The sequence below is a fragment of the Rhodococcus sp. 21391 genome, from assembly GCF_016772255.1.
Taxonomy (GTDB): Bacteria; Actinomycetota; Actinomycetes; order Mycobacteriales; family Mycobacteriaceae; genus Rhodococcus_F; species Rhodococcus_F opacus.
This window is the reverse complement of the sequence record NZ_CP063781.1, coordinates 3,314,068-3,335,030: the sequence shown is the minus strand read 5'-3', so window position 1 is coordinate 3,335,030 and position 20,963 is coordinate 3,314,068. Positions and strand designations below refer to the sequence as shown.

The 20,963-nt window shown below is 68.7% G+C and carries 18 protein-coding genes and 6 tRNA genes; 11 read left to right on the top strand and 13 right to left on the bottom strand.

What is annotated here, in order from left to right; all coding sequences use genetic code 11:
• Positions 1 to 145 precede the first annotated feature (145 nt).
• Positions 146 to 1,396: an alpha/beta hydrolase gene (locus tag GO592_RS15560; protein ID WP_007296310.1), complete on the top strand. Its 1,251-nt coding sequence runs from the start codon at positions 146 to 148 to the stop codon at positions 1,394 to 1,396.
• Here GO592_RS15560 and GO592_RS15555 read toward each other — a convergent pair whose 3' ends face one another.
• On the bottom strand, positions 1,397 to 1,990 hold the full coding sequence (locus GO592_RS15555) for a DUF3000 domain-containing protein (RefSeq protein ID WP_005263992.1): 594 nt from the start codon (positions 1,988 to 1,990) through the stop codon (positions 1,397 to 1,399).
• Positions 1,991 to 2,151: 161 nt separating this feature from the next.
• Between GO592_RS15555 and hemE the strand changes: the two genes are divergently transcribed.
• The 4 genes from hemE to GO592_RS15535 are packed head-to-tail and all read left to right on the top strand — an operon-like array spanning position 2,152 to position 7,641.
• Entirely contained in the window at positions 2,152 to 3,219 is a 1,068-nt protein-coding gene (hemE, locus tag GO592_RS15550; protein WP_007296309.1) for a uroporphyrinogen decarboxylase, read from the top strand.
• On the top strand, positions 3,216 to 4,577 hold the full coding sequence (locus tag GO592_RS15545) for a protoporphyrinogen oxidase (RefSeq protein ID WP_007296308.1): 1,362 nt from the start codon (positions 3,216 to 3,218) through the stop codon (positions 4,575 to 4,577). The genes hemE and GO592_RS15545 overlap by 4 nt, the downstream gene beginning before the upstream one ends.
• Before the next feature lie 4 nt (positions 4,578 to 4,581).
• Entirely contained in the window at positions 4,582 to 5,277 is a 696-nt protein-coding gene (gene hemQ, locus GO592_RS15540; protein ID WP_005565724.1) for a hydrogen peroxide-dependent heme synthase, read from the top strand.
• 15 nt (positions 5,278 to 5,292) lie between these two features.
• Entirely contained in the window at positions 5,293 to 7,641 is a 2,349-nt protein-coding gene (locus GO592_RS15535; RefSeq protein ID WP_007296307.1) for a molybdopterin-dependent oxidoreductase, read from the top strand.
• Here the strand turns inward: GO592_RS15535 and msrB are convergent.
• The 4 genes from msrB to GO592_RS15515 are packed head-to-tail and all read right to left on the bottom strand — an operon-like array spanning position 7,601 to position 11,840.
• A complete protein-coding gene (gene msrB, locus GO592_RS15530; RefSeq protein ID WP_007296306.1) occupies positions 7,601 to 8,038 on the bottom strand; it encodes a peptide-methionine (R)-S-oxide reductase MsrB in 438 nt (145 codons plus the stop codon). The genes GO592_RS15535 and msrB overlap by 41 nt on opposite strands.
• Before the next feature lie 58 nt (positions 8,039 to 8,096).
• A complete protein-coding gene (locus tag GO592_RS15525; protein WP_007296305.1) occupies positions 8,097 to 9,437 on the bottom strand; it encodes a glycosyltransferase family 87 protein in 1,341 nt (446 codons plus the stop codon).
• A 34-nt stretch (positions 9,438 to 9,471) separates the two neighbouring features.
• A complete protein-coding gene (locus GO592_RS15520) occupies positions 9,472 to 11,028 on the bottom strand; it encodes an alpha/beta fold hydrolase (RefSeq protein WP_039950735.1) in 1,557 nt (518 codons plus the stop codon).
• Between the two features lie 23 nt (positions 11,029 to 11,051).
• Positions 11,052 to 11,840 carry a pyrimidine reductase family protein gene (locus GO592_RS15515; protein ID WP_037207100.1) on the bottom strand — a complete coding sequence of 263 codons (789 nt, stop codon included), beginning with the start codon at positions 11,838 to 11,840 and terminating at the stop codon, positions 11,052 to 11,054.
• A gap of 34 nt (positions 11,841 to 11,874) precedes the next feature.
• Between GO592_RS15515 and zapE the strand changes: the two genes are divergently transcribed.
• Complete coding sequence (zapE, locus tag GO592_RS15510; RefSeq protein ID WP_039950688.1) at positions 11,875 to 12,891, top strand: cell division protein ZapE; 1,017 nt, start codon at positions 11,875 to 11,877, stop codon at positions 12,889 to 12,891.
• Between the two features lie 9 nt (positions 12,892 to 12,900).
• Here zapE and GO592_RS15505 read toward each other — a convergent pair whose 3' ends face one another.
• From GO592_RS15505 to GO592_RS15495, 3 genes are read right to left on the bottom strand one after another with little or no spacing between them, the layout of a single operon-like run.
• A complete protein-coding gene (locus tag GO592_RS15505) occupies positions 12,901 to 13,431 on the bottom strand; it encodes a GNAT family N-acetyltransferase (protein WP_005240947.1) in 531 nt (176 codons plus the stop codon).
• Positions 13,428 to 13,862, bottom strand: a complete 435-nt coding sequence (locus tag GO592_RS15500) for a hypothetical protein (RefSeq protein WP_007296303.1) — start codon at positions 13,860 to 13,862, stop codon at positions 13,428 to 13,430. Before GO592_RS15500 ends, GO592_RS15505 begins: the two co-directional genes overlap by 4 nt.
• Before the next feature lie 22 nt (positions 13,863 to 13,884).
• Positions 13,885 to 15,105: an MFS transporter gene (locus GO592_RS15495; RefSeq protein WP_007296302.1), complete on the bottom strand. Its 1,221-nt coding sequence runs from the start codon at positions 15,103 to 15,105 to the stop codon at positions 13,885 to 13,887.
• 447 nt (positions 15,106 to 15,552) lie between these two features.
• Here GO592_RS15495 and GO592_RS15490 point away from each other — a divergent pair, with 447 nt between their 5' ends.
• Positions 15,553 to 16,041, top strand: coding sequence for an alpha-isopropylmalate synthase regulatory domain-containing protein (locus GO592_RS15490; RefSeq protein ID WP_007296301.1), 489 nt, complete (start codon positions 15,553 to 15,555; stop codon positions 16,039 to 16,041).
• Positions 16,042 to 16,113: 72 nt separating this feature from the next.
• Here GO592_RS15490 and GO592_RS15485 read toward each other — a convergent pair.
• From GO592_RS15485 to GO592_RS15465, 5 genes are all read right to left on the bottom strand, one after another.
• Positions 16,114 to 16,188, bottom strand: a tRNA-Val gene (locus GO592_RS15485).
• A 16-nt stretch (positions 16,189 to 16,204) separates the two neighbouring features.
• A tRNA-Gly gene (locus GO592_RS15480) sits at positions 16,205 to 16,277 on the bottom strand.
• Positions 16,278 to 16,354: 77 nt separating this feature from the next.
• A tRNA-Val gene (locus GO592_RS15475) sits at positions 16,355 to 16,426 on the bottom strand.
• A gap of 1 nt (position 16,427) precedes the next feature.
• A tRNA-Cys gene (locus tag GO592_RS15470) sits at positions 16,428 to 16,498 on the bottom strand.
• 24 nt (positions 16,499 to 16,522) lie between these two features.
• Positions 16,523 to 16,595: transfer RNA gene (locus tag GO592_RS15465), tRNA-Gly, on the bottom strand.
• Positions 16,596 to 16,837: 242 nt separating this feature from the next.
• Here GO592_RS15465 and GO592_RS15460 point away from each other — a divergent pair.
• From GO592_RS15460 to thrS, 4 genes are all read left to right on the top strand, one after another.
• Positions 16,838 to 16,909 (top strand) — tRNA-Val (locus GO592_RS15460).
• A 163-nt stretch (positions 16,910 to 17,072) separates the two neighbouring features.
• The gene (locus tag GO592_RS15455) at positions 17,073 to 18,278 is read left to right on the top strand and encodes an RtcB family protein (RefSeq protein WP_007296300.1); all 1,206 of its coding nucleotides are present in this window, start codon (positions 17,073 to 17,075) and stop codon (positions 18,276 to 18,278) included.
• 106 nt (positions 18,279 to 18,384) lie between these two features.
• On the top strand, positions 18,385 to 18,810 hold the full coding sequence (locus GO592_RS15450) for a TIGR02611 family protein (protein ID WP_005265467.1): 426 nt from the start codon (positions 18,385 to 18,387) through the stop codon (positions 18,808 to 18,810).
• Between the two features lie 95 nt (positions 18,811 to 18,905).
• Positions 18,906 to 20,963, top strand: coding sequence for a threonine--tRNA ligase (gene thrS, locus GO592_RS15445; RefSeq protein ID WP_005265466.1), 2,058 nt, complete (start codon positions 18,906 to 18,908; stop codon positions 20,961 to 20,963).

The following is a 20,963-nucleotide window of genomic DNA, read 5'->3' as shown; positions in this document are numbered from 1 at the left end:
TCTAGAATGTGGTCCATCGAATCGTGGAACTGCGAGGTCGGCGCATGCCCCACCCCGGGAGGCGGCACGCCGCCTCGTTCTCGACCCGGCGCCCGCGGGCCGGGTGGGCAACCGATCGATTAGAACATGTTCTACGGTTGGAGGTATGACCCGAGGCTTCGTTCTCCGGCAGGCCGTCGGCGCCGCACTCGCCGCCAACGCCCTGCGTCCCCTGCCCGGTGCGCCCACCTCGGTGGTCGCGTTCTTCTCGGGGTGGCTCACCACCGAACTCGCGCCGCACCTCCTCGCCGTGACCGCTGCCGACGCTGCCCAGCACGCCGCGCGTCACGGAACACGGACCCGAAGCGACCGCATCGGCCTCGCGCTGGCCGCGGCCTCCGCCGCCGGGCTCGCGGCCGTGATCGCCGCCGGCCGGGGAGCCGGAGCAGAAGCCGAATCCGCGCTCATCGAAGCGCTCGGTGAGAACTACACCGACCGCGACAGCGCCATCGAACATTCGGGGCAACCCGTGTGGCGGCAACTCCTGAACCCGTTCTGGATGCGGAACGAGGCGGTCACCCGGGTCCGCAACCTCGCGTACGCGCCGGGCGGGCGCCGCGCCCGCCTTGACATCTACCACCGGCACGACCTGCCGTCGAAGAGCCCGGTCCTCCTGCAGATCCACGGCGGGGGATGGGTGATCGGGAACAAGGATCAACAAGGTCTGCCGCTCATGCTCGAGATGGCCTCGCGGGGTTGGGTGTGCGTGGCCGTCAATTACCCGCTGTCGCCGAAGGCGAAGTGGCCCGAACACCTGATCGCGATCAAGCAGGCCCTGGCCTGGCTCCGGGAGCACGTCGAGGAGTACGGCGGCAACCCCGACTTCATCGCCGTCACAGGTGGTTCCGCGGGTGGCCACCTCGCCGCCATGGTGGGACTCACCGCGAACGACAGTCGACTGCAGCCGGGGTTCGAGGACGCCGACACGTCGGTTCAGGCGTGTGTCCCGTACTACGGCGTCTACGACTTCGCCGGCGACACCGGACTCAAGGCCGTCCTCCAGCGCGTGCACTCCGGACTGATGCCGATGGTGCTCGGCAAGCACGCCACGTTCCCCGACGACTACCGGGCCGCGTCGCCGCTCGCGCACCTGCGGGCGGACGCACCGCCATTCTTCGTGATCCACGGCACGAGCGATTCGCTGGTCCCCGTCGCCGAGGCGCGGATCTTCGTCGACGAACTCCGGCAGGTGTCGGACAACCCCGTCGTCTACGCGGAACTGAAGGGTGCGCAGCACGCGTTCGACGTGTTCCCCTCGATCCGCAGCATCTCCGTCACCCACGCGGTCGGGCGTTTCCTGGAATGGTCACGCAGTGCCACCACCGACTTGCCCGCGGCGGGCACGGAATCGGCCTGACTACTCGCCGCCCAGCGTCCGCAACTGCGACACCCCGGCGGGCGGCAGACCGGCCGCGTACGCCAGTACCTCGCAGAACGCCTCGACGTGCGTAGCCAGTTCCACCGACGTCGCCGTCCACGACGCGCGCAGTTCCAGCTGGTGTGCATGCGGGGGGCCGGCGATGTCGCCGTAGCGCACCGACGTCGTCGCGGTCACCGTCCCACCGAGCGCGTTGAGCGGTTCGTGGCGCGACTCGAGTGCGTCGACGAGCCAGCTCCACGCCACCTCGGGAAGGAGGGGGTCGGACGCCACGGCGGCGTCGAGATCGGCCTGAATGTAAGCGACCAGCCGCATCGTGCCGTTCCAGGCCTCGTCGCCCTCCGGGTCGAACAGGAGGATCAATCTGCCGAACGCGTCACCCTCGCTCTGTTCGGCGACGACCCCGGTGTCCTCGTGCACGACCTCTGCGCCGACGGCGTAGCTGTACGGCGCCAGCCGTTGCGGGGGCCGGATGGGGCCCAGCTCGATGTCCGCGCGAACCTGCGCGGAATTCATCGCTTCGACCGCGGCGCGGAACTCGGCCGGTTCGGCGGGCGATCCCGAAGTCGTCACAGCTCGGGACGTTAGACCCGGACCCACACATCTCGTCGGAGGCGCGCCGAGCAGGGCCGATCGGCGGCGGAGTCCCGGCATGGCAGCATGAGAGCTGCCGAAATTCGAGCAGGCAGAGAGCGCGAGGACCGATGAGCGGGTTGGAAAGCACCAATGCAGGCATGAGCGAACGGGCGACGTACGCCGCGAGGCGGGTGCTCCCCGACGCACCCCTCCTGGCGGCCGCGGAAGGCCGCACCCCCGGCCGTCGCCCGGTGTGGTTCATGCGGCAGGCCGGTCGCTCGCTTCCCGAGTACCGCGAGATCCGGTCGGGGATCGGCATGCTCGAGTCGTGCTTCGATCCGGCACTCGTCTGCGAGATCACTATGCAGCCCGTGCGCAGACACGGCGTCGACGCGGCGATCCTGTTCTCCGACATCGTGGTACCGCTCAAGGCCGCCGGGATCGATCTCGACGTCGTCGCCGGCACCGGTCCCGTCGTCGCGAACCCGGTCCGGTCGATCGCGGACGTCGCCGCCCTGCCCCGTCTCGTACCCGAGGAAGTCGGCGCCGTCGCCCAGGCAGTGCAGCTGCTCACCGCGGAACTCGGCTCGACGCCGCTGATCGGCTTCGCCGGAGCCCCGTTCACCCTCGCCTCGTACCTGGTCGAGGGCGGTCCGAGCCGCAATCACGAGCGCACGAAGGCGCTGATGCATTCCGACCCCCGGACGTGGCACGCGCTGCTCGGCACCCTGGCCGACACCACCATCACCTTCCTGCAGACCCAGTTGCACGCCGGCGTCGACGCGATCCAGCTGTTCGACTCGTGGGCCGGCGCGCTGTCCCTCGCCGAATACCGGGAGTTCGTGCTGCCCCACTCCGAGCGGGTGTTCGCCGAGGTGGAGAGCGCGAAGGTGCCGCGCATCCACTTCGGTGTCGGAACCGGCGAACTGCTCGGCGCGATGGGCGAAGCCGGCGCCGATGTGGTGGGCGTCGACTGGCGCATCCCCCTGGACGTGGCGGCGCGCCGGGTCGGCCCGGGCAAGGCGCTCCAGGGCAACCTCGACCCCGCGGTGCTGTTCGCGGGACCGGCGGCCGTCGAGAAGCAGGTTCGCCGCATCACCGCGGAAGCGGATGCCGCCCTCGCCGCCGGCGCCACGGGACACATCTTCAACCTCGGGCACGGCGTCCTGCCCGACACCGACCCGGGCGCGCTGACCGCGCTGGTCGAGCTGGTGCACTCACTGTGACCGGGTCGTCGCCGAACGTTCTCGTCGTCGGCGGCGGCATCTCCGGGCTCGTTGCCGCGTACCGCCTGCGGCAACGGCTCGGCCCCGCGGCCCGGATCGTCCTCGCCGACGGCGCGGACCGGCTCGGCGGCAAGCTGCGCACGGTGGACCTGGCAGGGGAACCCGTCGACGTCGGGGCGGAAGCCTTCATCGCGCGGCGCCCGGAACTGCCCGCCCTGCTCGGCGAACTCGGCCTCTCCGACCAACTGGTGCATCCGGCGGGTCTGCGGCCGCTCATCTGGTCCGAGGACGCGCTGCACCCGCTGCCGGCCGGCACCCTCATGGGGATACCCGCGGACGAGAACAGTCTGCGCGGTCTCGTCGACGACCGGACACTCGCGCGGGTGGCGGGGGAGCGGACGGTGCCCCTCGACTGGACATCGGGCGCGGACATCGCCGTCGGTGCACTGGTCGGCGACCGGTTCGGCACGCAGGTGGTCCAGCGGTCGGTGGATCCGCTTCTCGGAGGGGTCTATTCGGGTCTGGCGGACACGATCGGCGTCCGCGCCGCGCTCCCCGCGCTCGCGGCGGCGCTCGACCGCGGCGCCACGAGCCTGTCCGCGGCGGTGGCGGACGCCCTCCCCGCCCCGACCCCCGGGCCGGTGTTCGGGGCGCTGCGCGACGGCTACGGGGTCCTGCTGCGCGCCCTGACGGAGGCCGCGTCGGCGGAGATCGTGCACGAGCGGATCCGGACGCTCGCCCGGGACGGCGACGGATGGTCGGCGGACCCGGTGGGCGCCGTCGACGGGGTCGTGCTCGCCGTGCCCGCCCCGCAGCTTGCCGACCTGCTCGCGGGCATCGCCCCCCGCGCGTCGGCGGCCGCCGCGGACATCCCGCTGGCTTCGTCGGCGGTCGTCGCGCTGGCGCTGCCGGTCCGGGTCGACCTCCCGCAGAACTCCGGGATCCTCGTCGCCACCGACGCCGCGCTCGGCGCGAAGGCATTCACCCTGTCGAGTCGCAAGTGGCCGCACCTCGCCGAGCGGGAGGTGACCCTCGTGCGGGCGTCGTTCGGGCGGTTCGGCGACGCCGCCGTCGTCGACGCACCCGACGACGAGCTGATCGCCGCGGCCCGGCGGGACCTCGCGACCGTCACCGGGGTGTCCGCGGAACCCGTCGCGGTGCACGTCCAGCGCTGGCACGGCGGCCTGCCGCAGTACGGTCCCGGTCATCTGGGGCGGGTGGCGGTGATCGAGCAGGAAGTCGCAGGTCTGGACGGTGTGGAGGTGTCCGGGGCGCTGCTGCACGGGGTGGGTGTTCCCGCGTGCGTGGCCGCTGCGACGACGGCGGCTACACGGCTCGCGGGGCGAGTGGCACGATAGACCCATGGCACGCCTCGACTTCGACGCATTGAACTCTGAAATCCGCTACCTCATGTTCTCGGTGTTCCAGGTGGAACCCGGTGTACTCGGGGACGACCGGGAAGCTGTGATCAAGGAGGCGCGGATCTTCTTCGAAGGTCAGGCCGACAAGGGCGTCGTGGTGCGCGGGCTCTACGACGTGGCCGGCCTGCGTGCCGACGCCGACTTCATGATCTGGACGCACTCGGCGAGCATCGAAGCCCTCCAGGCCACCTACGCCGACTTCCGCCGCACCACCGCCCTGGGCCGCGCGAGCAAGCCGGTGTGGAGCAACGTCGCGTGCCACCGTCCCGCCGAGTTCAACAAGAGCCACATTCCGGCGTTCCTGGCCGGTGAGGACCCGGGCAACTACATCTGCGTGTACCCGTTCGTCCGGTCCTACGAGTGGTACCTTCTGCCCGACGACGAGCGACGCAAGATGCTCGCCGACCACGGCATGGCGGCCCGCACGTACAAGGACGTCCGCGCCAACACCGTGCCCTCGTTCGCGCTCGGTGACTACGAGTGGATTCTCGCGTTCGAGGCGCCGGAGCTGTACCGCATCGTCGACCTCATGCGCGACCTGCGCGCCACCGAGGCCCGTCTGCACGTCCGCGAGGAGGTGCCGTTCTTCACCGGCCCGCGGGTGGATGTGGAGAAGCTGATCGCCGCTCTGCCGTGATCTGACGCAGCACCGATGAATGACGCCGACGGGGCTCGCACCGCGCCCCGCTACCAGCACATGTCGCACTGGGGCATGTTCGAGGCCGAGGTCGCCGACGGAGACGTCGTCGCCGCCCACCCGTACACCGGTGACGCGCACCCGTCACCGGTGCTGGGCAACATCGCCGGGTCGGTCCGCAGCAAGGCGAGGATCACCGGCCCGGTGGTGCGCCGCGGGTGGCTCGAGAACGGCCCGGGCCCCGACAGTTCCCGAGGGTCCGACGAGTTCGTGTCGGTCGACTGGGAAGAGCTGACCCAGCGGCTCGCGAACGAACTGCGCAGGGTCGTCGACACGCACGGCAACAGCGCGATCTACGGCGGTTCGTACGGCTGGGCCAGTGCGGGACGGTTCCACCACGCCCAGAGTCAGGTCCACCGGTTCCTGAACACCCTCGGTGGCTACACCCGTTCGGTGCACAGCTACTCGCTGGGCGCGACGGGCGTCATCATGCCCCGGGTGGTGGGCACCCACTGGAAGATGTTCGCCCGCTCCACGTCCTGGAAGATCATCGCCGAGCACACCGATCTCATGGTGTGCTTCGGCGGCGTCCCCCTCAAGAACACCGGCGTCAATCACGGCGGGACCAGCGACCACCCCACCCGCGACGCACTCGACGACCTCCGGCGGCGCGGCGGGTCCGTCGTGTCGTTCAGTCCGCTGCGCGACGACGTGCACGGCGCCGCCGAACGGCACGCCCCGGTGCCCGGCACCGATGTCGCGATCATGCTCGCCCTCGCGTACGTCCTCGCGACGGAAGACCTGCACGACAGGGCATTCCTGGGCAGCCACTGCGTCGGCTACGACCGCTTCGAGGACTACCTCCTCGGGCGTTCCGACGGCGTGCCGAAGTCGCCCGCGTGGGCCGAGCAGATCTCCGGCATCGCCGCCGCGGACCTGGTGACCCTCGCCCGGCGGATGGCGGCGGGCAGGACGATGGTGACCGTCACGTGGTCGCTGCAGCGGGTCCGGCACGGTGAGCAGGCCCCGTGGATGGGGGTCACCCTCGCCGCGATGCTCGGCCAGGTCGGCCTTCCCGGTGGTGGTTTCGGCCACGGCTACGGCTCCATGAACGAGCCCGGGCTCGCCCCCGTCCCGTACCCGCTGCCCACGCTTCCCCAGGGGCTGAACCCCGTCCGCGACTTCATCCCCGTGGCCGCGATCTCGGACATGCTCCTGAACCCGGGCGCACCGTTCGACTACGACGGTCAGCGGCTGACGTTCCCGGACATCAGGATGCTGTACTGGGCGGGCGGCAACCCGTTCCACCACCATCAGGACATTCCCCGGCTGCGCCGGGCGCTGGCCCGTCCCGACACGATCGTGGTCCACGACCCCTACTGGACGCCGATGGCCCGGCACGCGGACATCGTCGTCCCGTCCACCACGTCGCTCGAGCGGGCCGATCTCAGTTGCACCCGCAACGACCCGTTGCTCGTCGCCATGCACGCCGCCGTCGGGCCGTACGCCGACGCGCAGGACGACTACGACACGTTCGCCGCGGTCGCCCGGAAACTGGGTGTCGGGGAGAAGTTCACCGAGGGCCGCTCGTCCGAGCAGTGGCTCGAGCATCTGTACGGGCAGTGGCGGGACTTCGTCCGCGCGGACGGCGGTGCCGCCCCGAGTTTCGACGACTTCTGGACGCAGGGCCATGTGCGGATGCGGACCGAGGACGACCTGATCCTGTTCGGCGACTTCCGGGCCGATCCGGTGAAATTCCCCCTCGCGACCCCGAGCGGGCGGATCGAGATCTTCTCCGCCGACATCGACGGATTCGGCTACGACGACTGCGCCGGGCACCCACGCTGGTACGAGCCCGAGGAATGGCTGGGCGGCCGCCGGGCACGGCAGTTCCCTCTGCATCTGATCGCCAACCAGCCGCGCACCCGCCTGCACAGCCAACTCGACCACGGCGGCACCAGCCAGAAGTCGAAGATCCGGGGCCGCGAACCGCTGCGAATCCATCCGGACGACGCCACCGACCGCAGACTCACCGCCGGCGACATCGTCCGCGTGTTCAACGACCGCGGCGCCTGCCTCGCCGGTGTGGTGGTGGACGACGGCGTCCGCCGCGGTGTGGTCCAGCTGTCGACGGGAGCGTGGTACGACCCTCTCGACGCCACCGACCCGGATTCCCTCTGCGTGCACGGGAACCCCAACGTGCTGACCCCGGACGTGGGCACGTCGTCACTCGCCCACGGCTGCACGGGCCAGCACGTGCTCGTCGAGATCGAACGCTACGAGGGCGAGCTACCGCCGATCCGGGCGTTCGATCCACCGACGATCATTCGCCGGTCGGTTCCAGGGTCAGCGAGATCGAATTGATGCAGTACCGCTGATCGGTGGGGGTCGGGTAGCCCTCGCCCTCGAAGACGTGGCCCAGGTGGCTGTGGCACGTCCCGCACACCACCTCGACGCGACGCATACCCAGCGACGTGTCCTCGCGGAGGACGACGGCGTCCGAGTCGGCCGGATCGAAGAACGAGGGCCACCCGCAGTGCGATTCGAACTTCTCCGTGCTGCGGAACAGCTCGGCGCCACAGGCCCGGCAGTGGTAGACGCCTTCCGTCTTCGTGTCGGTGTACTCGCCGATGAAGGGGCGCTCGGTACCGGCCTGGCGCAGCACCGCGTACTCCTCGGGAGTCAGTTTCTCGCGCCACTCGCTGTCGGAGAGAGCAACCTTCGGGGCGGATTGCGTGGGATCCTGCTGCTGCGAACTCATGGCTCCACGCTAATACGTTTCGTCGATTCCGGCCGCGACGCCCGGCGCGTGAGGGGGCCTACGTTTTGGCGGTGGCCGACTCGACCTGCGGCTGCTCGTCCGGTTCCGGTTCCCGCGGCGAGATGTCGGGGGCGGCCTTCTCGCGCGGTTCGAGGAGGAACGCCGGGTCGATGCCCCGGTCGAGTCGCCCCTCGCGCCGCGCCGAGACGTAGCGGACGGTCAGCACACCGAAGACCACGAGCAGCATCAGGCTCCACCCCAGCGTGGTCTTCATGTACTCGGCGGTCCGGCCGGCCTCGATGAACCGGCTCGACAGCCAGCTGTCGTAACTCATGAACCCGTACACAGCCAGCCACGCCGGCCAGTTCCGCATCACCGAATTCTTCAGCACCACGGACATCAGGAGCGGGAACAGCATCATCGAGTAGTACATCTGGCCCAGCGAGCCGAGCAGCCACGACGCCGTCAGCAGAACCCCCGACGTGGTGACGACGAAGAACAGCTCGTCGTGGCGGTAGTAGCGGTAGAGCAGCCACAGGGAGCTGAGCACGATGGCGGTGAAGACACCGCGCAGGGCCCAGATCAGGGCGGTGGGGAGGCCGTAGTACTTGCCGTTGCCGACGATCGCGCTGTTGAAGTAGTCGCGCGACTCCATCAGATACGGCACCGTGTGGCGCACGAAGTCCATCGGGTCAGCGGACAGCGGCCACGCGACGGCGGTGAGGATCAGCGGGATGCCGATCGCGGTGACGAACACCTTCCACTGGCCGCGCACCAGAGGCAGCAGCAGGAGTGGGGCGAGGATCGGTTTCACCGCGAACGTCAGTCCGATGGCGACACCGGACCACATGTCCTTGCGCTTCATCAGCAACACGAGGAACGCGATCTCGCCGAGCAGGACCAGGCCGTTGATGTTGGTGAAGACGAGGGTGTTGGTGACGGTCTCGGAGGAGAACGTGGCGAGCAGCAGGATCGGGGCCGCGATGGAGTTCAATCCCAGGCCGAACAGCCGCAGGAGCAGGTACAACGCGATCACGATGGCGATCGCGTTGGCGATGATGAACAACCACCGGGACTTCTCGGGGTCGATCACCGCGATAGGCGCCATCAGCAGCGTGCCGGACGGCGGATACAGGTAATGCGGATCGACCCAGTTGAAGTTGGCGGTGTAGACGGGCCGCCCGTTGAGGAAGGCCAGCGCAGCGTTGTAGACCGGGCGGAAGTCGTCGGTGATGTACCCGTTGACCGCCTTGACGACCACTCGATGCAGCACTGTCATGACGGCGATCGGCCACAGCGCGAAGTTGATGACCTCGTTGGCAGTCCGCCCGGTGCGCGGTTCGAGTTGTCGAAGGAACACCACGGCACGGTACACCGAGAAGCTCTGACGTGCGGTCACGCACCCCCTGTGGGTGTCGGGCGGGCCACCTCGGCTAGGCGGGGCAGGCGCTGCCGTCCGGGGGCAGCACGCCGTCCGCGACGTAGGTGACGATCGACTTCTGCGCGCAGTCCGAATGGGTGGCGGGGTGGCCGCTGCCGTGCCACGTCACCGTCGCCGTCGCGGCGCCCGCGCTCGACACGGCCCCGGTCACCGTTCCCACCCCGGCGTTCCCGACGACCGGGTCGGCGGTGCCGCTCAGCACCAGGACCGGCAGCGTCAGCTCGCCGGGCAGGGCGGGCGGCGCGGTCGCGGGCCAGGAGGTGCACGCGAGCAGTCCGACGGCGGCGTTCGGGCCGAACAGCGGGAACCGCTCGCCCCACAGCTTCTGCAGTTCGCGGACCCGGTCGGGTGCGGGCCACTGCTGGCCGTCCGTGCAGCGGGTGATGAACTGGCCGTCGCTCTCGTAGGCCGCCTCGGCCTGCGCGACCGCCGCGAGGATCGGTGCCGTGTTTCCGGCGAGGGCGGCTGACACCGCATCGGACAGGGCGCGGACGCGGCCCTGCTGGTCGCCGCCCGCCGCGGCGAGCGACCCGGACACCGCGGTGAGGAGGGCGTTCGCGGAGACCCGCGGGATCTGGCCGTTCGCGGCGCGGGTGACGGCGTCGGTCATCGCGGCGCGGGGATCGGCGCCCAGGGAGCAGTTCAGGGCGGTGCACTGGCGGGCGAACGAGTCGAACGCCGCCTCCTGACCCGCGACCTGCTGCTCGGTGACGGTCGCGGCATCCACCGTGGTGACGGCGGGAGAGTCGAGGACGAGCCGGCCGACCCGATCGGGGTACTTGGCGGCGTAGCTGAGCGCGACGGCACTGCCGTTGCCGGTAGCGAGGATCCCGAGCGCATCGACGTCCCAGGTGCGGCGCAGTTCCTCGATGTCGTCGGCGGCGTGGGTGCTGTCGAACGCGAGTTCCTGCGGCTGCAGGTAGTCGGTGCACGCGATGGTGGCGTCGCGGCCCAGCGCGGTCACCTTGTCGATCTGGTCACCCGTCCCCGGGTCGAACTGCCCGAGATTCGCCAGGCTGCTGCGGAGCTCCGGGGTGAGGCATTCGATCTCCTGCGAGGAGGCGATCCCGCGGCGGTCCACCGCGACCACCGGTCGCGTCGACAGCAGCGATGTCAGACCGCCGGTGCTCAGCGCTGCGAGCGTCGCGGTCGACGAGCGGTCCGATCCCGACGTGAGCACCAGCGGGGCCGCGTTCTCGGGGGTGTCGGCGAGTCGTGCCCGCATCGCACCCATCGTGAAGGAGCCGGGCAGGGTGCCGCTCTCGTCGACGGCCGACTCGTACGAGCCGCATTCGAAGACGAGCCCGGCCGGCGGTGTCGTTCCCGGGCCCAGGGCGCCGAGCGTGCTCTGCGTGCAGTCGGTCCACGCCAGATCGTTCTTCGGGGTCTGCAACACGGGCGGGGGAGCGTCGGGGTTCTCGGTCTCGGTCGCGGTGGGTTCGCTGCCGCCGCCCTCGCGTTCGACCGCCACGTGCGGCCGGTTGGACGGTCCGGCTCCGCACGCGCTGCACACCACGAGAACCATTGCGAGCAACACCGATCTGCGCATGGCGACCACCCTGCCAGGTTCTTCTACGGGCGGGGCAGCCGCACCCATCGGGTGAGGACGGTGCCGTCGGTGTCGGTGAGGATGTGCGCGGGAGTCATCGCGGTGATCCGGGCACCCGGCGAGGTGGCGACGCGACCCGCGGTCCCGCCGACGAGCACGGGCGCCGTGGTCAGGCAGACCTCGTCGACGGCGTCGTCCGCGGTCAGCTGCCCGAACAGGCTCGGGCCGCCCTCGCAGAGCACGCGGCGCAGTCTGAGATCCTCGAGGGCGGCGATCAGCCCGTCGCCGGTGATCTGCCCCTCGCCGGCCGTCACGATCCGCGCACCCGCGTCGGCGAGAGCCCGGACCCGCGCCGGGTCGGCGTCCGTGCAGGTGACGACGATCGGGGCCACCTCGGTGTCGGTGAACAGGCGTGACTGCGGGTCGAGGTGGGCGCGAGCAGACACGACGGCGATCGGCGGGACTTCCGGCATTCCCGACGCCACCCGGCGTCGCCTGCCCTCCGCGCCGACGCGCGCCCCGCCGTAGTTCTCCGCCCGGACGGTTCCGGCCCCGACCAGCACGACGTCGGCCAGCTCCCGCAGGGTCTCGAACACCAGCCTGTCCGCGGGTGTGCCGAGCGCCCCGCTGACGCCGTCGACGGAGATGGCGCCGTCGATACTGCTCACGAAGTTGACGCGCACCCACGGCCGCGCCGTCTCCGCCGGGTAGGCATACAGCTCGCGCAGCGCGTTCGCGGTCGATTCACTGGGCTCCTCCCGAGCGGGCGGACTGTCCGGTGTGAAAAATGTCGCAATATGTACGCGGTGCATGTTGGTGATCACAACACGTGGATACCCTGCTTGTATGCATGCACGTCTTGTCGATCGCAGCCCCGTGGTACCGGCTGATCAGTTGGTAGCTCAGATGGTGCCCCCGGCCATGTTCGACGAGGTGAGCTTCGCGTCGTACATCCCCGATCCCGCCGAACCCAGCCAGGCCGCCGCGGTCCAGACGGCGGAGGAGTTCGCGAAGAAGGTCGTGAAGATCCGCAGTGGCGGGCGACGCGGCCTGTTCGGGAAGAAGACGCAGGCCACCGGTGCCGGTCTCTACCTCGACGGCGGTTTCGGCGTCGGTAAGACCCACCTTCTGGCCTCGATCTTCCACAGCGTCGCGTCGCCCAAGGCGTTCGGCACGTTCGTGGAGCTGACGCACGTCGTCGGTGCCCTCGGGTTCAACAAGGCCGTCGAGCAGCTGTCCGACCACAGCGTCCTCTGCATCGACGAATTCGAACTCGACGACCCGGGCGACACCATGCTGGTGTCCCGCCTGCTGTCGGAATTGTCGGCGCGCGGCGTGTCGATCGTGGCGACGTCGAACACGCTGCCCGGCCAGCTCGGCGAAGGCCGATTCGCCGCGCAGGACTTCCTGCGGGAGATCAAGAAGCTGGGCTCGATCTTCGAGACGATCCGCGTCGACGGACCCGACTACCGGCACCGCGACCTGCCGCCGGCCCCGGACCCGATCTCCTCGGAGGAGCTCGCCGAGCGCGCCGACAGCGTCCCCGGCGCCACGCTCGACGACTTCGACGCGCTGTGCAAGCACCTCAGCACGCTGCACCCGTCCCGCTACAACAAGCTGGTCGAGGGCATTCCGGCCGTGTTCCTGGACGGAGTCCACCCCGCCGAGGACCAGTCGGTCGCGCTGCGCCTGGTTGTCCTCGCCGACCGCCTGTACGACGCGAGCATCCCGGTCACCGTGGCAGGGGCCAAGCTCGACGCGATCTTCACTCCCGAGATGCTGTCCGGCGGGTACCGGAAGAAGTACCTGCGTGCCACGTCGCGCCTGCTGGCGCTGTCGCGCTTCGAGGTCGCCGCGAGCTGACGCAGCCCGTCACAGTGCCCGCTGCATCACGAAGTCGTGGTGCAGCTGGGTGCCGACGAGGAAGGTCTTCGTTCCGACCTGCGTGAATCCGTGCTTCGCGTAGAAGCGCTGAGCGCGCACATTCTCCTGGTTGACGCCGAGCCACAACCCGGCGCACCCCGCGGCGACGGCGCGTTCGACGATGGCGTCCATCAGGGCGGACGCGACGCCGGTCCCGTGGTTGCCGGGCAGCACGTACAGCTTGCTGATCTCGGTGGTCGGCCGGAGTGTCACGGCCCTGCCGACGTCCGGGTCGGCGGGTTCACCGTCGATCAGCATCGCGTAGCCGACGATCGCCCCGCCGTGCGTGACCTTCAGGACGGTGCGGTTCGGGTCGGTGAGGTATTCCGAGAACCGTTCGGCCGACAGCACGTCGTCGATGAAGGCGGCGATGTCGTCCTGTGTCGCCCCGGGCGGGCACGCGAGCGGGAACGTTGCCGCGGCGACGTCGGCGATCGCCTCGGAATCCCAGATCCCCGCCGGGTCTATTTCGACTGTCACAGCTGGTCCACCGCGTCCTTCGCTTCCCGAAGTGTCATTCCCGTACTGTCCCGCAGCAGGGTGATCGCCGCAATGGTCTTGCCCTCACTCTCGAGGTCGCGGAGCCTGCCCTCGATCGGCGACGTTTCTCCGCAGGAGCGGATTCCGGCGGGGACCGGCCGGGCCTGGAGCCGGCCGTACTCGACCGTGGCCTTCGCGTGCCGCACGCCGATCCCGTCCCGCGCGACGAGAATCTTGATCGCCTCGATCGTCCGGCCCCGGTCGAGCAGACACGTCACCTCGTCCCGGGCGGCGTCGTCGAGGTGACGCCACGTCGATGCGGGATGCAGGTCGTGTGGGGTGTGTGAGCCGCCACGAGCGGATCGTGACGAGACCAGAACTGCGACGTAGACGATCGCCACGGCGATCACGAACCATCCCCAAGTCGGCATGTCCTAAGTAGAACATCTGCCGTCAGTCGCGATCCGGGACCCACTCGGATTGCTTGTCCCGGTCCCGGTCCGGGGCGAACGCGGGGGCAAGCAGGACGAGCCCCACCGCGAACAGGAGCGGGACCACGAACCCGATCCGCAGGCTGGTCGCCGCGGCGACGCCGCCGACGATCGCGCCGCCCACGAGGGTTCCCACGTAGTTGAACAGGTTGATCCGCGCCACGACGTCGTCCACCTGGCCGGAGGGTGCCAGCCGCCCGGCGGCACTGAAACACAGGGGAGCGACGACCGGCACGCCGAGGCCCACGACGAGGAATCCGGCAATCGCGACGACCGGCGACGGGGCGAGGACGACGACCGTCAATCCGGCGACACCGACCGCCGAACCCACACGGAGGACGGCAATCTCGCCGTACTTCGCCACCCAGAAGTCGCCGGTCAGTCGCGACACCAGAGCCGCACACTGGTATGCGGCCAATGCCAGGGCGGCCGTGCCGGCATCCGCGAGCAGAACGTTCCGGACGTACAGCGCAGACCAGTTGCCGACACCGAAATCGATGGCGTAGAACAACGCCATCGCGGTACCGAGCGCGAGCAGTGCTCGAATCGGAACCGGCACGGGCGCAGGGCCGGTCGCCGGCACGGCGGTGCCCGCCGACTGCTGACGGACGAGGAGCCGGGGGCTGCAGACGGCGAGACCGACGGCCACGACGAGCGCCGCCACCAGTTGCGCGGCGGCGACGCTCACGCCGAGGGCCGAGGCGGCGGCAACGAAGAGTGCACCCGCAATCGCGCCGACGCTCCACACCGCGTGGAACGACGACAGGATGAAGCGGCCGTACGCGTGCTGGATCGACACCGCCTGCATGTTGGCGGCGGCGTCGACGATGCCCAGTCCGGCGCCGTACACGGACAGGCAGACGAAGAAGGCCGTGGTATTCGGGCCGAAACCGAGCGCGCCACCGGCTGTCGCGATGGTCGCGAGCCCGAATTGCAGGGCCGACCTGCTGGAGAATCGGCGGGCCAGGTGCTCGGCGAGGACGCTTCCCGCCCCGGCGATGAGAGACACCGTCACGACGGCGACCACGATGACCGTGTCGTCGAAACCGAATCGGTCCTGGTACTGCGGCAGTTGCGTGAGGACGGCCGCGAGGAGAAAACCCTGCAGGCCGAATGCGCCCGCTGCGGCGATCTGTGCCGAGCGGTGGTCCGCGGACGCATCTGCCCCTGGTGAATCCGTCATGGGTATCGGCCTTCGGTCGGGAACATCCGATTGGACGAGTGTCCAATACTTTGCGGGGATGTGCAGCGTTCTCCGATTCGACGGACGAAATGTCCTGAAAGCACGGGACGCGTGAGGTCCCGGAGCAAGACTGAGCCCCAGCCTTGGATGGGGGGTCATGGCTGGGGCTCATTGCCATCGGGGGGGTGGATGGCACGTTCGACGATACATGAGGATTTCCTCACGTTCCAGATGCGGTGGTAACGATTTCGTCACCCGCCCGTCACCGGGTGGCCGGCGCGACAGCGTGAACGGGGTTGTCTCTGCGGACGGTTGTCGCTTACAGTGTCATCCATGCAGCGCATTCTCGTAGTTCTCCGCCGTAGCGGGGTCTGATACGGACCGACCCCTCGCTGCGGGTCGTTGAGCTACGCGTTGGTCCTCCCTTCTTTCAGGAAGACCACGAGAATGAGTACCAACCCTTCTTTCGCTTCACCCTTTCCCTCGGCGACACCGGCCGCCGATCCCTTCGCCGCGCGCCACGGCAAGCCGCTGCCGCGGGAACTCCGCACCGAATCCGCCGGAATGGCGTGGTCCGCGTTCGAGGCCGTCTACGCGCCGTCCAGCGGACCGTTCCGTCTGGGCAGTTGGTCGGAAACGAAGACGGGCCCCGGAATGTGGGATTTCGAAGCGACACTCGGTATCGGCGAATCGATCCGCAAGACCGCCGCGAGCGCGCCCGGCCCGGTGGCCGCCATGACCTCGATGCTGTACGGCGCGGGGTGTGCGATGGAGATCCTGTCTTTTCATCAGCACGAGATCGGGCACCGAACCGCGACATTCCTGCTCTGCGAGCGCGACGGCATCCGGCTCTGGGCGATGGGAATCGGTGAATCCCACACGGAATCGACTCTGCGCGCGATGATCTCCGGCGCCAACCGGCTCCAGCCCGCCTGACACCGGAACGACAGTGCGGCCCCGGTCGATGACCGGGGCCGCACTGTCGTGAACTGTTCGGTTGAAGTGAACTGGTGCGCGATACTGGGATTGAACCAGTGACCTCTTCCGTGTCAGGGAAGCGCTCTCCCGCTGAGCTAATCGCGCGGGATGGAGAAAAGAGAGCGGACGACGGGATTCGAACCCGCGACCCCAACCTTGGCAAGGTTGTGCGCTACCAGCTGCGCCACGTCCGCATTCGTGAAAGCCCCCGGGCTGGGGGCCGTCACTGGTCGAGCAAGTAAAACAGTCGTGCATCTATCATCTATCTCGGTGCGCGATACTGGGATTGAACCAGTGACCTCTTCCGTGTCAGGGAAGCGCTCTCCCGCTGAGCTAATCGCGCGAGGTGGAGACGGGAATCGAACCCGTGTGCACGGCTTTGCAGGCCGTTGCCTCACCACTCGGCCACTCCACCGTGAAGGTTGAGTCCAACCTCTCGAGCGGACGACGGGATTCGAACCCGCGACCCCAACCTTGGCAAGGTTGTGCGCTACCAGCTGCGCCACGTCCGCATGCACCGTGTAACTCGCGGAGAATGTTCTCCGTGGTGCGGTTGAGAACATTAGCCGACCATCCGCGATAGTTACAAATCTGCAGGTCAAGGCATCAGACAGTGAACTATGCATGAACGACGCCGCACCGCGGACGTGCCGCGGGCGGGGGTCGACACGAATCCCAACGACGTGATTTTCGTTCGGCCGCTCGGTCGTGTTAATGTTCCAACTCGTTCGAGCGCGAGTGTTTGGCGCGCTTCGGTCCCGTGGCTCAGTGGAAGAGCGTCCCGTTCACACCGGGGAGGTCGCTGGTTCGATCCCAGCCGGGACCACAGACAAGAAGACAAGAAGAGGGCGTTTCCGAAGGCGGAAACGCCCTCTTCTTTTTCGTGTGCCCACCCCGATAATCGGTTGTTCCGGCTCATCGGGGCGGCGGACAATGAACTCAGCCGGCCGAAATTTCCCGGGTGATCCGCTATCGAAGGACTGAGTCCCATGTTCCCCGTGAGGCTGGAAGGCACCACCGCGCCCACCTTGATGTGGGCGGAAGAGTGGACCATCGAGCAGGCTGCGTTGCAGCAGCTGCGGAACATGGCCGACCTGCCATGGGTCCACGGGGTGCGGGTCATGCCCGACGTCCATGTCGGCAAGGGTGCGACGGTCGGTTCGGTCATCGCGATGCGGGCGGCGGTCGCCCCGGCGGCGGTCGGCGTCGACATCGGGTGCGGAATGACGGCGGTCCGGACGGATGTGACCGCGAACGATCTGCCCGACAGCCTCCGGTCGATGCGGTCGCGCATCGAGCGTGCGGTGCCGGTCGGGTTCGCCATGCACGAGCGTTCGGTGAATGTCGGCGCCCTCGATGTCACGGACGCCGGGGGAGTGAAGAAGGGATGGCACCGCTTCTGGCAGGAATTCGGTGACCTGCATTCCGGCGTCCAGTCCCGCGAATCCAAGGCGATGAAGCAGATCGGCACGCTCGGCGGCGGCAATCACTTCATCGAGGTGTGCCTGTCCGACGCCGACGAGGTCTGGCTGATGCTCCACTCCGGGTCGCGCAACATCGGTAAGGAACTGGCGGAGCGGCACATCGCGGTGGCGCGGGCGTTGCCGCACAACCAGCGGCTGGTCGATCGCGATCTCGCGGTGTTCCTCGTCGGCAGCAAGGAGATGGACGCATACCGCCACGACCTGACATGGGCGCAGGAGTACGCGGCCCGCAACCGTGCCGTCATGCTCACCTTGGTGATGCAGGCGTTCCGGCAGGCCCTGCCCGGCAGGACGGTGCGGTTCGACGAGCCGATCTCCTGCCACCACAACTACGTGTCGGAGGAGATCATCGACGGCGAGCCGATGCTCGTCACCCGGAAGGGCGCGATCCGGGCCGGCCGGGGTGATCTCGGACTCATCCCCGGCTCCATGGGCACCGGTTCCTACGTGGTGCGGGGCCTGGGCTCCGAGCTGTCCTTCAATTCGGCGTCACACGGGGCGGGACGGACGATGAGCCGCACGAAGGCGAAGAAGCGTTTCACCGTCGACGACCTCGTGCGGCAGACGTCCGGAGTCGAATCGCGCAAGGACTCGGGCGTGATCGACGAGATCCCCGGCGCCTACAAGGACATCGAGCAGGTGATCGAAGCCCAGGCCGATCTCGTCGAGGTCGTGGCCCACCTGCGGCAGGTCGTCTGTGTGAAGGGATGACCCGCGAGCGTGTGTGGCGGTGCGACGACGCGCCGCCGCAGGTCGCGGTCGGTAGGGTGGACTGGTGACTAGCGGAGAAGCTCGGCCGGGACCCGCGCCCGAGAACGTGGACGACTCGGATCTGTCCCCGTTCCAGGAAGTGGAGAGCCGCTGGCACCGGTGGCGAGCACACATCGCCGCGCGGCCGAGCCTCAACCTGGCCTACCGCATCGCGGTGGGGGTGATCGGCGCTCTCGTGCTGGCCGCCGGGATCGTCGCGATTCCCTATCCCGGCCCCGGCTGGCTGATCGTGTTCGCGGGGCTCGGGATTCTCGCATCCGAGTTCGCGTGGGCCCACCGGCTGCTGCACTATGCGCGCCGGCGATACGACAAGTTCATGGACTGGTTCTCGCGGCAGTCGCTGGTGGTCAAGGGGGCGGGTGCGCTGCTGACGTGTGCCGTCGTCCTCGCCACGCTGTGGTTGCTCGGCACGTTCGGTCTCGTCGGAACGTGGATCGGCCTCGACTACCCGTGGCTGGAGAGCCCGCTCTAGCCGGACGCGTGGTTGGGTGTGACTGCTGGGCCGATAACATGGGCTGGCACATTCACCATGTCTGCACCGCACACCTCACCTAGGAGAACATCGCCGTGAGCACCCCCGCATCCGCCGCCCCAGCCGCCCTCGTCCGGGTGCCCGCGGGGACTACGGCCGGTACCGCGGTTCGGGAGGCCGGCTACCCGAGCAAGGGCCCGGACGTCGTCGTCGTGGTCCGTGACGCGGAGGGCCAGCTCAAGGACCTGTCCTGGGTGCCCGACACCGACGTCGAGGTCGAGCCGGTCGCGTCGAACACCGACGACGGCCGCAGCGTCATCCGCCACTCGGCGGCCCACGTGCTCGCGCAGGCCGTCCAACAGGAATTCCCCGAGGCGAAGCTGGGCATCGGTCCGCCGATCAAGGACGGCTTCTACTACGACTTCGCCGTCGATCGCCCGTTCACCCCCGACGACCTCGCGAGCCTCGAGAAGCGGATGAAGAAGATCATCAAGGGGTCGCAGCGGTTCTCCCGCCGGGTCGTCGAGTCGCTCGAGGAGGCGCGCGCCGAGCTGGCGAAGGAGCCCTTCAAGCTCGAACTGATCGACGACAAGTCGGGAATCGACGATCCGGAGATCATGGAGGTGGGCGGCAACGAGCTCACCATCTACGACAACCTGGACCCGCGGACCGGCGAGAAGGTGTGGGGAGACCTGTGCCGCGGCCCGCACATCCCCACCACCAAGCACATCCCGGCGTTCAAGCTCACCCGCAGCTCGGCGGCATACTGGCGCGGTAACCAGGACAACGCCGATCTCCAGCGCATCTACGGCACCGCGTGGGAGTCGTCGGAGGCGCAGGAGCAGCACCTGGAACTGCTCGCCGAGGCGGAGCGCCGCGACCACCGCAAGCTGGGGTCGGAACTCGACCTGTTCAGCTTCCCCGACGAACTCGGCTCCGGACTGCCCGTGTTCCATCCGCGGGGCGGGATCATCCGCACCGAGATGGAGGATTACTCCCGCAAGCGGCACGTCGAGGAGGGGTACGAGTTCGTCAACACCCCCCACATCACCAAGGGGCATCTCTACGAGGTGTCGGGTCACCTGGACTGGTACCGCGACGGCATGTTCCCGGCGATGCACATCGACGAGGAGCTGAACGAGGACGGCACCGTGCGCAAGCCGGGCCAGGACTACTACCTCAAGCCGATGAACTGCCCGATGCACAACCTGATCTTCCGCTCCCGCGGCCGGTCGTACCGCGAACTGCCGTTGCGGCTCTTCGAGTTCGGCTCGGTCTACCGGTACGAGAAGTCCGGTGTCGTCCACGGACTCACCCGCGTACGCGGCATGACGCAGGACGACGCGCACATCTACTGCACCCGCGAGCAGATGCGCGACGAACTGGCGACCACCCTGCAGTTCGTCCTCGGCCTGCTGAAGGACTACGGTCTCGACGACTTCTACCTCGAGCTGTCCACCAAGAACCCGGACAAGTTCGTCGGCGACGACGCCGTGTGGGAGGAAGCGACGGCGACGCTCGCCGAGGTCGCGGAGTCGTCGGGGCTGAACCTCGTCCCCGATCCGGGCGGCGCCGCGTTCTACGGACCGAAGATCTCGGTGCAGGTGCAGGACGCCCTGGGCCGCACCTGGCAGATGTCGACCATTCAGCTCGACTTCAACCTGCCCGAGCGTTTCGACCTCGAGTACACGGCCAACGACGGCACCAAGCAGCGTCCGGTCATGATCCACCGCGCCCTGTTCGGTTCCATCGAACGGTTCTTCGGCGTGCTCACCGAGCACTACGCGGGTGCGTTCCCGGCGTGGCTGGCGCCCGTCCAGGTGGTCGGTATCCCGGTGGCGGAGACGTTCGCCGACCACCTCTTCGACGTGGTGAAGCGGCTGAAGGCGGCCGGTATCCGCGCCGAGGTCGACGCGAGCGACGACCGCATGCAGAAAAAGATCTTCAACAACACGGCGCAGAAGGTGCCGTTCATGTTGCTGGCGGGTGCGCGCGATGTCGAGGCGGGCGCCGTCAGCTTCCGATTCCGCGACGGCACCCAGGTCAACGGGGTACCCGTGGACGACGCCGTGCGCATCGTCACCGACTGGATCAGTCGCCGCGAGAACGCCTCGCCGACGGCGGAACTGCTGCAACCCGGTAAGGAAGGGTGA

Excerpts from the sequence above, each read along its gene's own strand:
- GO592_RS15560 (WP_007296310.1), top strand. The coding sequence starts at position 146 with ATGACCCGAGGCTTCGTTCTCCGGCAGGCCGTCGGCGCCGCACTCGCC.
- hemE (WP_007296309.1), top strand. The coding sequence starts at position 2,152 with ATGAGCGAACGGGCGACGTACGCCGCGAGGCGGGTGCTCCCCGACGCA.
- hemQ (WP_005565724.1), top strand. The coding sequence starts at position 4,582 with ATGGCACGCCTCGACTTCGACGCATTGAACTCTGAAATCCGCTACCTC.
- GO592_RS15535 (WP_007296307.1), top strand. The coding sequence starts at position 5,293 with ATGAATGACGCCGACGGGGCTCGCACCGCGCCCCGCTACCAGCACATG.
- msrB (WP_007296306.1), bottom strand. The coding sequence starts at position 8,038 with ATGAGTTCGCAGCAGCAGGATCCCACGCAATCCGCCCCGAAGGTTGCT.
- GO592_RS15520 (WP_039950735.1), bottom strand. The coding sequence starts at position 11,028 with ATGCGCAGATCGGTGTTGCTCGCAATGGTTCTCGTGGTGTGCAGCGCG.
- GO592_RS15515 (WP_037207100.1), bottom strand. The coding sequence starts at position 11,840 with ATGCACCGCGTACATATTGCGACATTTTTCACACCGGACAGTCCGCCC.
- zapE (WP_039950688.1), top strand. The coding sequence starts at position 11,875 with ATGCATGCACGTCTTGTCGATCGCAGCCCCGTGGTACCGGCTGATCAG.
- GO592_RS15500 (WP_007296303.1), bottom strand. The coding sequence starts at position 13,862 with ATGCCGACTTGGGGATGGTTCGTGATCGCCGTGGCGATCGTCTACGTC.
- GO592_RS15495 (WP_007296302.1), bottom strand. The coding sequence starts at position 15,105 with ATGACGGATTCACCAGGGGCAGATGCGTCCGCGGACCACCGCTCGGCA.
- GO592_RS15490 (WP_007296301.1), top strand. The coding sequence starts at position 15,553 with ATGAGTACCAACCCTTCTTTCGCTTCACCCTTTCCCTCGGCGACACCG.
- GO592_RS15455 (WP_007296300.1), top strand. The coding sequence starts at position 17,073 with ATGTTCCCCGTGAGGCTGGAAGGCACCACCGCGCCCACCTTGATGTGG.